This window comes from Chryseomicrobium sp. FSL W7-1435, from assembly GCF_038595005.1.
Lineage (GTDB): Bacteria > Bacillota > Bacilli > Bacillales_A > Planococcaceae > Chryseomicrobium.
Map to the genome: position 1 here is coordinate 1,851,392 of NZ_CP151997.1, position 11,928 is coordinate 1,863,319.

Consider the following 11,928-nt stretch of genomic DNA (forward strand, 5'->3'; position numbering starts at 1 on the left):
TCTATCTTTTACGCGTAACTGTGAAGTCCCGCAATAATTAAATTTACAACGATTAAATTGAACATGATAATGATAAAGCCAATTAAAGCAAGCCATGCACTTTTCTCACCCTGCCAGCCTACTGCTAAACGTAGGTGTAAGTAAACGGCATAGAATAAGAAAGTGATTAACGCCCACACTTCTTTAGGGTCCCAACCCCAGAAACGGCCCCATGCTTCATGAGCCCAGATCATTGCAAAAATAAGTGCACCTAAGCTAAATATCGGGAAACCAATTAACACAGAACGGTACCCAATCTCATCTAGTAGTTGCGAATTTGTACGTTTTGTAAAAGGTTGTACCACTTCTGCAAGTCTACGACGGAAGACAAGACGTAGCAGTCCATATAGCAACGAACCGATAAGAACTGACCACACAACTGTAGTCAATTTGTTAGCATTGACTAAAGCTGGCATTTCGATAAGAGGTTGCATAGCGCCTTCCGTGATAGCCTCTGACTCATTCATTCCAAATAATGCAGGTTTCTTGTATTCAATCTGCGTTTGTTCACCTTCAACATTCACATAAGAATATTCTACTGGCTGGTACGCGACTGAAAATACTGTCGTGGATACAATAAATCCGATTACTAAAACTAACAAATACATAACCGCTTCAATCCAGAAACGTTGTTTTGATTTTTTGCTCATATCAATATTTTTTAACAGCCAAATAAGTCCGGCTACTGCACTAATTGCTAATATTGCTTCTCCTAGCGCAGCTGTAATAACATGAATTGTTAACCAGTGGCTTTGTAAAGCTGGAATCAATGGCGATACATCTGTAGGGAACATGCTTGCGTAGCCAATAATGATGACCGCAATTGGAAGTGCAAACAGTCCTAAAGTCGCAATTCGATACATAGAGTAAATCAAAATGAAGGCCCCAACAATCATCATTCCAAATGCTGCTGTAAATTCAAACAAGTTACTCACTGGCGCATGACCAGCCGCAATCCATCGCGTAATAAAGTAAGTTAGATTAGCAATAAATCCAAACACTGTAAGAGAGAAACCGTAAGTGCCCCACCGCTTGTTATAAGCAGTTTTTTCTTTGGTAGTGGCTTTTACTGCCCCACCAAAAAATACCGTTGCTATTAGATAAGCAACGAAAGCCACATAAAGTGACGCGCTGCTAATTTCGACTAAGTTCATGTCGTTTCGTCTCCTTCGTCAAAGTTCATGTCCGCTTCAGGATCTTGCTGATCAAGTGGACGAGGAACTCGAGTATCCTTTGTTACAAAATGCAGGTCTTTCTTGACGGAGTTCCAGTTTTTATTAGTGTGTCCCGCTACAAGGACATCACCTGTTGGAGTTTGCTGCAGCCAAATACGTCGATGATTCCAATAGGAACCTTGGGCAACACCAATCATAAAGATTAAACCACCTATCATTAAAATCGGCAACGTCAAATCTTTTCGAATGGTCAATCCAGAAATGTCTCGTGTTTCAGCAGATTGGAAGGCTAATTTAAAGTCATTTTCTCCAAATGGCTCAATTGTTTCACGAATTAAAACAAAACTAGTTTCCGGTTCTGGTTTTTCAGGTGTATACATACGAATCAAAAATGCTGGGTTGTTTGGAATTGGAGATTTCGATTGAGGTTCTCCATCTTCAAAACCTGTAAAGTCAGCATAATAGTTCACTAATTCCACTCTGTAACCATTTCCTAAATCATACTCTGACTCGGGATTGATTAAATCAATGGTGAACTCACCGAATTGTTCTTCGGAAGCTTTATTTTGTAATTGGAACGTCATCGCCTTTAATTCATCTAAACGGAAATCCACTTGATAAACGTTATAAGAATCGAATTTAAATGGTTTATTGACTATCGTCGGACCACTATCGATTTCTGTAAGTTCACCCGGATCTCCAATGATGTCTTCATTTTCCCCTTTAAAAAGAGTTAAATTTGTTTGGTAATTCGATGCGATGGTACCTACGCGCTCAATTGCATCTGAAAAGACCTCATTAGCGCCTTCTTGATCGTAGACGTCAAACTCGAAGCCATTGTTTTCAAGGTAATAGCCTGCAGCACCTGGTACAGCAAGTGTTTCACCTTCACGAAGCCACATAGTTTCATCTACGTAAACACCTGGAATCGCACGTAGCATCACACCGCCTAAAAAGATGATCAAGCCAATATGATTGATATACGGACCCCAGCGAGAAAAACGGCCTTTTTCAGCAAGTATTGCCCCATCTTCTCTTCTCACATTGTACTTTAATTCTTTTAATTTTTTTTCAGCAGGCGTCAATACATCTTCTTGAATTCCTTCAGCTTTAGAAAATAGTCTCTGACGTTGTAGGAATGATTGATGACGTTTTACTTTTTGTTTCTTTAAAGATTTATAAAGTGGGATTACACGGTCAAGACTCGCAATGATGAGTGAGATACCAAGCATTCCAATTAACCCTTGGAACCACCATGAACTATAAAGGTCGGATAAACCTAGATCATTATAGATCTTGCCGAAAGTGCCATATATGCGTTCATAATAGGCAGCTGCTTCGCTTGCATTATTAGCAGGAACATAAAAAACTTGAGGTAAGATTGTTCCGATAGCTGCCGCAACTAGAATGGCAACGATGATCCACATACCAACCTTTACACTCGAAAAAAAGTTCCATACTTTATCAATAATCGTCTTGTTGTAAGTTTGAGAACGGCGAGCAGATCCTTCGTAGCGCATATCTGCTAGTGGTTTATTTCGAGCATCATCGGTTAACGGACGACCGCAACTTTCACATAATTGTGTTCCCACTGGATTGATGTGCCCACATTTACATTCAAGTGAATTCATATAACTAACTCCTTATAGTGGTTTAATTTCTTCCATGAAATTTTCCACATCTTGTTCCGTCATCTCACCTTGAATGATACGGATAATCTCTCCTTCAGGACTTACCAAAAAAGTTGTAGGAAGTGGACCAATATTGTATTGTTCCATGACATTTTTCTTGCGGTCAATCACGACAGGAAATGTCATCCCATATTGCTTCGTGTAACTGTTTACTTTAAAGTCTGATTCTGCAATATTTACCGCCATTGTTTGGACACCTTGGTCTTTGTAGACTTGGTAGTGTTTGTCGATATAAGGCATCTCTTTTGCACATGGCTTACACCATGTACCCCAGAAATTTAGAAAAACGCCTTGTCCTTCATAATCTGAAAGGCGTTGAACATTCCCTTCCATGTCCACTAATTGAAAATCAGGTGCTTGATCGCCAACGGCCAGAACGGCATTTTTTTCCTTTGTGACGTTGACATAGATTGTACCAATAATGGCAATCACCAATACAGTTAGAATGGCAGTCCTAATATAAAATCGCTTTTTCTTTGACTGAGCCATTTGCTGATGCCTCCTTTGTAACCTTAATCTAAGTAAAGCGTGCTACAGATTAGTATAACAAATATTTGCGGTATCTCAGATTCTAAATATGAATGCTTTGTGAACGCCAAGAAAAGCCTATACACGTATAGACTTTTCTACTTAAATATGGCCAACTTTTCCTGTATCGGATAATACACGCATTTGCTTGACTTCATGTGTAGTCAACTTGCGATATTCTCCGGCGTTTAAACCATGTAATGACAGCAAACCAAATTTTTCTCGTTTCAACTTTTGAACAGGATGACCAATAGCCTCGAACATGCGTCGCACTTGACGATTTTTACCTTCATGGATAATGATTTCAACAATTGCTTTGTCTAGCTTCTTGTCTTCAGACAACACTTTCACTTTAGCAGGTGCCGTTTTACCATCTTCCAAGTTAATACCACGTTGGAGTTTTTTAATCTTTTCACGGAATGGAATTCCTTTGACACGTGCTACATACGTCTTCTCCACCTTAAATTTAGGGTGGGTCAAAGCATAAGAGAAGTCACCATCATTTGTTAAAAGAATCAAACCTGATGTATCGTAATCTAATCTTCCTACTGGAAAAATTCGTTTGTCTTCGATATCAATTAAATCAACAACCGTTGTACGACCTTTGTCATCAGTAGCTGCTGAGATGACGCCACGTGGTTTATAAAGAAGATAATAAACTTTGTTTTCTTTTTCTAACAAGACACCCTCTACTTCTACATCATCTGATGAGGATACTTTCGTGCCGAGTTCTTTCACACGAACACCATTCACTTTCACTTTTCCATCGACAATTAATTGTTCTGCTTTTCTTCTAGATGCTATTCCTGCATTTGCTATTACTTTTTGTAAACGTTCCATTCTTATACCCTCATTCCATTGTATAGGAAATAGGAAATGCTAAAGTTGTTGAGGTAAACTTTACTTCCCATAATCCTTGTGTCTGTCCTTTTTTTAGATGGACAATATTCTGCAGCTTTTCCTCATTTTTTTTCAAAAAATGATACGGCTTTGAAACTTTGATTTGTATACCAGTTGAAGTGACGTAATCTCCTTGAATGGTCACGCGATCGACAAGTTCAAAAGTCTTACGCTGCAGCTCCGTGTGTAATTTCCAATCATTTGCTTCATTCAGTGAAACAACAATCAACTTTTTTTCGTTTTGTTCAAAATAACTGATTAGTGTTCTGCCAGCCTTTTTAGTAAATCCTGTTTTCCCTGCAATAGCTGTTTGTTCTGCAACTAAACGATGTTTATTATGCCACGTAACTGCTCTTTCATCTGGTGCATAAAGTGTTGCAGTCGCTATCTCGCGAAACGATTCATCCTCCAACGCTGTTTTAAACAATAAAGACATATCGTATGCAGTGGTCAAATGGATATCCTCATGTAGACCAGAAGCGTTCATGAACCAAGTTTGCTTAACACCCGCTTTTTTAGCGTAAAGATTCATCAATGCTGCAAAAGCCATCTCAGATCCCGCTACATGTTCAGCAACAGCGACCGCAGCGTCATTTCCTGATTGTAACATAGTCGCGTATAGTAAGCTCTCTAAACTCCAAAGTTCTTGTCTCTTTAAGTATACGGAGGACCCTTCTTGATTACTAGCATTTCGACTGATACGAACTTGTTCGTTTTTATCTTTTTCTTGCAGCGCTACATAGACGGTCCATATTTTTGTAATGGAAGCAGGCGGTAGCTCTTGGAATGCATTTTGTTCACTGAGTAGTCTGCCCGACTCTGCGTCAATCACTGCAAAAGATGCCATTGTAACTGGAAGTTCCATTGTTAAAGAAAGTATGGCTAAACAAATGATTACTTTGCTATAAAAAAAACAGCTAACCTGTTTTCCAAGGTCAGCTGTTTTAAGAAGAAGTGCGTACACAAATTCATCCTTTCTCACTTGTCTCTAACTCAAATTGCTCTTGAAACTTGCTCATAAATAAATCGGTATCGTCTTCTTCTGATTCATGTTCTGGCAGTGGAGGTAAATCTTCTAAGCTACTCAAACCAAACACTTGCATAAATTCTGGTGTCGTACCATAAAGTATGGCCCGGCCCGTCCCCTCTGCTCTACCCACTTCTTTCAGTAAGACTCTTGCCACCAACGTATGCACGGCACTGTCTGACTTTACTCCACGAATTTCATCAATTTCTACTCGGGTGATCGGTTGTTTGTATGCAACAATCGCTAACACTTCCATTGCCGCTTGAGACAGCGCAGTAGCTTGTGTAGTCTCGATCATTCTTTCGATGACTTCTGCATTTTCACGTTTCGTAACAAACTGATAGTGATTGGCCAAAACGACTACCTCTATCCCTCTAGAGGCATCTTCTTTATACGCACGTTGCATGTGGTCAAGGTGCTCCTTCAAATCAGTCGATGAAGCTTGCGTAAAGGTACACAATTTTGAAAAACTGATTCCTTCATCACCTGCGATGAACAGAAGGCTCTCCAACTGGCTGATCAAATTCAGATTCCATTTCATGTTCGTGCACTTCCTTCATTAGCTCAATTTCTAGGTTCGTAAAATTTTCAGTCTGATGAATTTGGATAAATTGACGTTTCATTAGTTCTAGTACAGATAAGAAGGTCGCCACTATCACAGCTCTTTCATTTGTATCGAATAATTCATCAAATGAAAGTTTCCCTCTTCGATTTTGAAGTTTTTGCAATACGGATTCCATCTGCACTTTAATCGAGATTTCTGCCTTACTGATTCGCGTCGATAAAGGCGCTTGTAATAATTTACGTTTGAACATTTTTTGGAATGCCCCTAATAAATCATATACTTCGTAATGCTGATCAAGAACTACATTTTTATCAACTTCATGATTTTCAACTACTGTTGGAAGCTTAGAAAAATGTTGACTATGCGCTACTTCCAACTCTTTCAACTCACCTGCTGCTTCTTTAAAACGTTTGTACTCCAGTAATCGGTTGACGAGTTCATCACGAGGATCAAATTCATCAAACTCATCCGCCTCATCAAAATCTATCGAAACTGCGGGAAGCAGCATTTTACTTTTAATGCTTAACAAAGTGGCAGCCATGACAAGGTATTCACTAGCTTCATTCAGCTCTAGCACTTGCATGGCGTGGACGTGTTCCATATACTGAGAGGTAATCTCCGTCATCTTAATGTCATAAATATCAATTTCTAAACGATTGATGAGATGAAGCAATAAATCTAGTGGTCCTTCAAAAGCTTCAACTTTCACTTCGTATGCCATAGCCTCACCTTTATTTGCAGAATGACTACTATTATACCGGATGTGAATAAACAATGCACCTAGCTAAACGCCCTGAATTTCGTGAGTTTTTGTATAATTTCTATGTAACAAAAGACTATTTTGAATGTCATGAGGTACTTGAAGATTTATGGAAAGAGATTGCTCCACGTGATAAACAACATCTTGTGGTTGGTTTTGTATTACTTTCTACAGGTCTCTATCATTGGCGCCGCGAGAATTTTGCTGGGGCTAAACGCTCTTTAGAAAAGGCCCAAACACTTTTTGTTATGAATCAACAAGAACTTGAAAAGCTCTTGAACTTCACTAAGCTTGTTGAAGACGTAGAGCTTCGCATTAGTCTTATTGAAGAATTAAAAGCCTACCAACCCATGACCTTTCAATTCCATGAACAAGAACTTACTGATTATGTAGCCACTTTCCCACAATCTTCGGTAGTGGAAGATAGTATTGTGAACCGACATCTTTTACGTGATCGGTCAGAAGTCGTTGAGGCGCGCCTGAAAGCATTAGCAAAACGTAATAAACATTAAAATACTTTGTTAATAGACAGTATAGAATAAAGAGCATTTATTAAACTATATTGAGTGTGAATTCGAGTGGAGTGGAGGGGCTGACTCCAGTGGGATTAAGAGCGTTACGTGAGGCCCCGCAGGAACGTATGTGACGAGGAGACTCCCGACGCGCCCTCGGAAAGCAGCCCCAGAACGGAACTTGATCATAAATAAGCAGTAGGCTCTCTAAAATGTAACCTAGAGAACCTACTGCTTTTGAATAATTTAATTTTACTCGCTTACCCTGACACTGTTGGGGCTATCACTAACCAATAGAAAACTCCCCAACCTAACCCCATCAGTAGCAAAACAACAAACAACACTAGGTTTCTTTTATTTGTACTCATCCTTGTGACTCCTCCTTATAGAGGGACAGATCGTTGCGAATGAGATCAGCTAAAGACTCCCTACGAATAACCACTTGTGCTTGTCCATCTTCTACAAATACCACGGCCGGGCGCGTTAATCGATTATAATTGCTAGCCATAGCGTAACCATAGGCACCGGTTGCAAAAACAGCTAATATGTCCCCAGCCTCAACGGGTGGTAGTGAAATATCCTCAATTAGTTTATCCCCAGATTCGCAGCATTTCCCGGCTACAGTTACCAGCTGGTCTGCCTCTGCATTCATGCGATTGGCAACACGCGCATCATACCGTGCTTGATAAAGGGCTGGACGAATATTGTCGGACATGCCGCCGTCTACAGCGATATAGTGACGCGTATCCGGGATGACTTTTTGACTGCCGATTGTATAAAGTGTTGTACCCGCATCTCCTACTAGTGAACGGCCCGGTTCAATCCAGATTTCTGGCATTTGATACGCAGACTCAGAGGATAGGCGTTGAATCGCTTTGATCATTTCTTCCACATATTTCTCAGGTGGTAATGGCGAATCTTCTTCTGTGTAGCGAATCCCAAAACCTCCACCCAAATTCAGCACGGTACAAGTATAGTTTTGCAGTTCGCTCCAGTTTTGCATTTTCATTAAGAGTTTTTCTGCAGCTGCCACAAAGCCTTGCGTTTCAAATATTTGTGAACCAATGTGACAATGCAAGCCTAACAATTGCACGTAAGGATGGTGAGCGACTAGTTTGAAGGCATCATCGGCTTGGCCATTATTTAAATCAAAGCCAAATTTAGAATCCTGTTGGCCCGTCGTGATATACGTGTGCGTGTGCGCTTCTATGCCTGGTGTGACTCTTAGTAGGATAGCCATATCTTGTTTTCGCTCTTCTGCAAGTTGCTTCACAAGTTCAAGCTCATAAAAATTATCCACTACAATACAGCCGATTTTATAATCAAATGCCATGATTAATTCCTCAAGGCTTTTATTATTTCCGTGAAAGTGAATTTTCTCAACAGGAAATTGTGCCTGAATAGCTGTATATAGTTCTCCTGCCGATACTACATCTAGCGAAAGACCCTCTTCCTTCATCACTTCGTAGATTGCGATCGAAGAAAATGCTTTAGAAGCATAAGCTACTTGTGCCTTCACATTTTGCTTCGTGAATGTATCTTTAAATTTGCGAGCTCTTTCACGAACTAAACCGATGTCGTAAACCACGACCGGTGTACCAAAATCCTTTGCTAACTGAACAGCATCGAGCCCTGCAATCGTTAAATGTCCTTGCTGATTGGTGGTGTAGTGAAGCGTGTCATTCATGACAATCCCTCGCATTTCCTGCTAATTTACTACCCACACTTTACCATAATGAAGTGATGGTTTCAATGCGTTTACACGTAACTGGCGGGAATCCAACCTCGCAACCGTTCCAGTATTCTTTTTTCCATGCGGGACACTTGCACTTGTGATACACCGAGTCGAGCAGCTACTTCTGTCTGTGTGAAATCAGAATAGAAGCGCATGCGAATCAAAAGTTGCTCTCGTGGTTCAAGACGCTCAATCAGTTCCGTTAAGAAATAGTAATGAAACGGCTTTTCAGCTCGGTCATCTCGCATTTGATCCATTAACGTGATGCCATCATCCCCATCAAGAATTTGTTCATGTAAAGATGCAGGATCTCTAAGCGCATCAAAAGCTAATACGATGTCTTCTGGTTTGGTATCTAATGCACTAGCCAGTTCATGAACAGTTGGATACCGTTCATGTTGTTTTGAAAATCGTTCCATTTCATACTTAATTTTCAAAGTGGTCTCTCGAATGGAGCGACTAACTTTCAGAGTACTATCATCTCGCAGGTACCGCTGAATCTCACCAATGATCATGGGTACGGCATAGGTTGAAAATTTGACATCATACGATAAATCAAACTTGTCGACAGACTTAACCAATCCTATACAGCCAATTTGAAATAAATCATCAAGGTCAGCTCCACGATTCGAAAAGCGCTGTACAATACTCCATACAAGTTTGGTGTTGTGCTCAATCATCTCTTTTCGGGCTACAACATCACCTGATTTGGATAACGTGAGCAGCTCTCTCATTTTCTCATGTGAAAGTGGTGGCTGCTTTTTCATTAGTGCACCTTTGAAAACGAGGCTGTTGGTGTAAATTGTTTGACCAAGCTGATAACGGTCCCAAAGCCTGCTTGTGACGTAATTTTTACTTCATCGCAAAAACTTTCCATTATGGTAAAGCCCATTCCCGAACGTTCTTCATGAGCTTTGCTTGAATAGAGTGGCTCTTTGGCAAGTTCAACATTTTCAATTCCTAAACCTTCATCACGAATATCCACTTGGACGTAATGACCCGTCAAAACAGCCTTCACCTCTATATAGCCTTCTTCATCTTCTTCATACCCATGAATGATGGCGTTGGTTACAGCTTCTGAAAGAGCAGTTTTAAATTCTGCCAGTTCATCCACAAGAGGGTCAATTGGCGACAAAAAAGAAGCAATGACTAGACGAGCTAGCGCTTCATTTTCACTTTTGGCAGGGAAGCGAATATCAATTCGATTGTTCATCCTTGCACCTCCTTCCCCACAACTTGAATTTCGCGATCTTCCGTCACTATCAAAGAAGTGAGACCCGCGTAGCTAAAGATTTTACGAATGGTCGTATTGGCATGCACAATCATTGTTTGACCACCAAACGGCTCCATCTCACGAATCCTACCCAAAATTAGACCAATCCCTGAACTATCCATAAAGCTGACGTGCTTCAAATCCCAGACAAGCATTTTTATCGGTTGTGTCACTAAACAAAAACTAATTTCTTTTCTAAGCGTTTTGATTGTATGGTGATCTAACTCGCCTTGGAGTCGGACTATAAGAGTTTGATCTCCTACTTTTTCAATCGTTGATAACATTTGCATTCCTCCTCTTTACACAACTTAATTCTCACTTAACTCGGCAGACTCCTGCTCGTCGACAAAACTAGAAAAAAAGACAAAAAAAAAGACCTCATTCGACAAAGCGAACGAGGTCTTCCTAGTCTTATCCTGTAATGATTTTGTAAACAAGCGGCGGTGCATCTGTTGCTTGTTCAGAAATTGTTATGTTTGTTAAAAACTTCTCTTTTGCATCTTGGATATCTTCACTGTTAGCATAGAACGTCGCTAGCGCTTCTCCTTCTTTAACTGTATCCCCTACTTTTTTGTGAAGCATGATTCCGACAGCTAAGTCGATTTCTGATTCTTTTGTTGCACGACCTGCTCCGAGTAACATGGCAGCCGTTCCAATCTCATCTGCTTCCATATAGCTCACTGTTCCTGAAATAGGAGCTAAGATATCTATTTTATGGGCAGCCTGTGGAAGTAGCTTTGGATTATCGACAACAGCAGGGTTTCCACCTTGCCATTCAATAAAGTCTTTAAAGATTTGAAGAGCGGAACCGTCTTCAATGACTTTTTCAAGCATTTGACGTGCCTCTTCTAGAGTTTCAGCTTTTCCTCCAACAACCACCATTTGACTACCAAGCACTAGACATAGCTCTGTTAAATCATCAGGTCCTTGCCCTCTTAGAGTATCGATAGCTTCCTCAACTTCTAGAGCATTTCCTATAGCTCTTCCAAGTGGTTGGCTCATGTCTGAAATAATCGCCATTGTATTGCGGCCAACATTGTTACCAATGCGCACCATGGCTGTAGCAAGAGCTTCTGCGTCTTCAATTGTTTTCATGAAGGCGCCTTCTCCAGCTTTCACATCAAGGACAATCGCATCAGCACCAGCAGCAATTTTTTTGCTCATGATTGAGCTGGCGATTAGGGGAATACTACTTACTGTTGCCGTAACATCGCGCAGTGCGTAAAGTTTTTTATCAGCTGGTGTTAGATTTCCACTTTGTCCAATGACCGCTAATTTCAACTCATTTACTTGTTTTGTAAACTGTTCACTTGTAAGTTCTACATGAAACCCTTCGATAGCTTCCAATTTATCAATCGTTCCACCCGTATGACCAAGACCACGGCCACTCATTTTCGCAACAGGAACACCCACTGCTGCTACAAGAGGTCCAAGCACTAAAGTGGTCGTATCACCTACACCACCTGTAGAGTGCTTATCAACTTTAATACCATCGATTGCCGATAAATCAATTTGATCGCCTGACTCGACCATCGCCATCGTTAGGAAAGCACGTTCTTGATCGGTCATATCTTGAAAATAGATCGCCATCAATAATGAACTCATCTGATAATCAGGAATGTCCCCTTTTGTATAGCCATCCACAAAGAAGCGAATTTCTTGTTCAGTCAGCTCAAGGCCGTCACGTTTTTTTTCGATTAAATCAATCATTCTCATTGTACTA

At 40.5% G+C, this 11,928-nt stretch carries 13 protein-coding genes; 1 reads left to right on the forward strand and 12 read right to left on the reverse strand.

The features are described from left to right. Window positions 1–8: 8 nt before the first annotated feature. The 7 genes from ccsB to MKY84_RS09425 form a co-directional block, all read right to left on the reverse strand. Complete coding sequence (gene ccsB / locus MKY84_RS09395) at window positions 9–1,193, reverse strand: c-type cytochrome biogenesis protein CcsB (protein ID WP_342525745.1); 1,185 nt, start codon at window positions 1,191–1,193, stop codon at window positions 9–11. Next, complete coding sequence (locus MKY84_RS09400; RefSeq protein WP_342525746.1) at window positions 1,190–2,845, reverse strand: cytochrome c biogenesis protein ResB; 1,656 nt, start codon at window positions 2,843–2,845, stop codon at window positions 1,190–1,192. The genes ccsB and MKY84_RS09400 overlap by 4 nt, the downstream gene beginning before the upstream one ends. A 12-nt stretch (window positions 2,846–2,857) precedes the next feature. Continuing rightward, window positions 2,858–3,394 carry a thiol-disulfide oxidoreductase ResA gene (resA, locus tag MKY84_RS09405; protein WP_342525747.1) on the reverse strand — a complete coding sequence of 179 codons (537 nt, stop codon included), beginning with the start codon at window positions 3,392–3,394 and terminating at the stop codon, window positions 2,858–2,860. A gap of 141 nt (window positions 3,395–3,535) precedes the next feature. After that, window positions 3,536–4,273 (reverse strand): pseudouridine synthase, encoded by a 738-nt coding sequence (locus MKY84_RS09410; protein WP_342525748.1) that lies wholly within the window; start codon window positions 4,271–4,273, stop codon window positions 3,536–3,538. A gap of 10 nt (window positions 4,274–4,283) precedes the next feature. Then, the gene (locus MKY84_RS09415) at window positions 4,284–5,198 is read right to left on the reverse strand and encodes a serine hydrolase (RefSeq protein WP_342525749.1); all 915 of its coding nucleotides are present in this window, start codon (window positions 5,196–5,198) and stop codon (window positions 4,284–4,286) included. A 103-nt stretch (window positions 5,199–5,301) separates the two neighbouring features. After that, window positions 5,302–5,901, reverse strand: a complete 600-nt coding sequence (scpB, locus tag MKY84_RS09420; RefSeq protein WP_342525750.1) for an SMC-Scp complex subunit ScpB — start codon at window positions 5,899–5,901, stop codon at window positions 5,302–5,304. Further along, window positions 5,843–6,646 (reverse strand): segregation/condensation protein A, encoded by an 804-nt coding sequence (locus tag MKY84_RS09425; RefSeq protein ID WP_342525751.1) that lies wholly within the window; start codon window positions 6,644–6,646, stop codon window positions 5,843–5,845. Before MKY84_RS09425 ends, scpB begins: the two co-directional genes overlap by 59 nt. 53 nt (window positions 6,647–6,699) lie before the next feature. On the opposite strand from MKY84_RS09425, the gene MKY84_RS09430 reads away from it, so the two are divergent. Next, entirely contained in the window at window positions 6,700–7,197 is a 498-nt protein-coding gene (locus MKY84_RS09430; protein WP_342525752.1) for a DUF309 domain-containing protein, read from the forward strand. Between the two features lie 364 nt (window positions 7,198–7,561). Here MKY84_RS09430 and lysA read toward each other — a convergent pair whose 3' ends face one another. The 5 genes from lysA to MKY84_RS09455 form a co-directional block, all read right to left on the reverse strand. Next, window positions 7,562–8,884: a diaminopimelate decarboxylase gene (lysA, locus tag MKY84_RS09435; protein WP_342525753.1), complete on the reverse strand. Its 1,323-nt coding sequence runs from the start codon at window positions 8,882–8,884 to the stop codon at window positions 7,562–7,564. Window positions 8,885–8,955: 71 nt separating this feature from the next. Then, window positions 8,956–9,699 (reverse strand): SigF/SigG family RNA polymerase sporulation sigma factor, encoded by a 744-nt coding sequence (locus tag MKY84_RS09440; protein WP_342525754.1) that lies wholly within the window; start codon window positions 9,697–9,699, stop codon window positions 8,956–8,958. Further along, entirely contained in the window at window positions 9,699–10,145 is a 447-nt protein-coding gene (gene spoIIAB / locus MKY84_RS09445) for an anti-sigma F factor (protein ID WP_342525755.1), read from the reverse strand. Before spoIIAB ends, MKY84_RS09440 begins: the two co-directional genes overlap by 1 nt. Then, window positions 10,142–10,489 (reverse strand): anti-sigma factor antagonist, encoded by a 348-nt coding sequence (locus MKY84_RS09450; protein WP_342525756.1) that lies wholly within the window; start codon window positions 10,487–10,489, stop codon window positions 10,142–10,144. The genes spoIIAB and MKY84_RS09450 overlap by 4 nt, the downstream gene beginning before the upstream one ends. A 127-nt stretch (window positions 10,490–10,616) precedes the next feature. Continuing rightward, window positions 10,617–11,921 carry a pyrimidine-nucleoside phosphorylase gene (locus MKY84_RS09455; RefSeq protein WP_342525757.1) on the reverse strand — a complete coding sequence of 435 codons (1,305 nt, stop codon included), beginning with the start codon at window positions 11,919–11,921 and terminating at the stop codon, window positions 10,617–10,619. Window positions 11,922–11,928 lie beyond the last annotated feature (7 nt).

Coding starts and splice junctions, on each gene's coding strand:
- ccsB (WP_342525745.1), bottom strand. CDS start 1,193: ATGAACTTAGTCGAAATTAGCAGCGCGTCACTTTATGTGGCTTTCGTT.
- MKY84_RS09400 (WP_342525746.1), bottom strand. CDS start 2,845: ATGAATTCACTTGAATGTAAATGTGGGCACATCAATCCAGTGGGAACA.
- resA (WP_342525747.1), bottom strand. CDS start 3,394: ATGGCTCAGTCAAAGAAAAAGCGATTTTATATTAGGACTGCCATTCTA.
- MKY84_RS09410 (WP_342525748.1), bottom strand. CDS start 4,273: ATGGAACGTTTACAAAAAGTAATAGCAAATGCAGGAATAGCATCTAGA.
- MKY84_RS09415 (WP_342525749.1), bottom strand. CDS start 5,198: ATGGAACTTCCAGTTACAATGGCATCTTTTGCAGTGATTGACGCAGAG.
- scpB (WP_342525750.1), bottom strand. CDS start 5,901: ATGAAATGGAATCTGAATTTGATCAGCCAGTTGGAGAGCCTTCTGTTC.
- MKY84_RS09425 (WP_342525751.1), bottom strand. CDS start 6,646: ATGGCATACGAAGTGAAAGTTGAAGCTTTTGAAGGACCACTAGATTTA.
- MKY84_RS09430 (WP_342525752.1), top strand. CDS start 6,700: ATGCACCTAGCTAAACGCCCTGAATTTCGTGAGTTTTTGTATAATTTC.
- lysA (WP_342525753.1), bottom strand. CDS start 8,884: ATGAATGACACGCTTCACTACACCACCAATCAGCAAGGACATTTAACG.
- MKY84_RS09440 (WP_342525754.1), bottom strand. CDS start 9,699: ATGAAAAAGCAGCCACCACTTTCACATGAGAAAATGAGAGAGCTGCTC.
- spoIIAB (WP_342525755.1), bottom strand. CDS start 10,145: ATGAACAATCGAATTGATATTCGCTTCCCTGCCAAAAGTGAAAATGAA.
- MKY84_RS09450 (WP_342525756.1), bottom strand. CDS start 10,489: ATGTTATCAACGATTGAAAAAGTAGGAGATCAAACTCTTATAGTCCGA.
- MKY84_RS09455 (WP_342525757.1), bottom strand. CDS start 11,921: ATGAGAATGATTGATTTAATCGAAAAAAAACGTGACGGCCTTGAGCTG.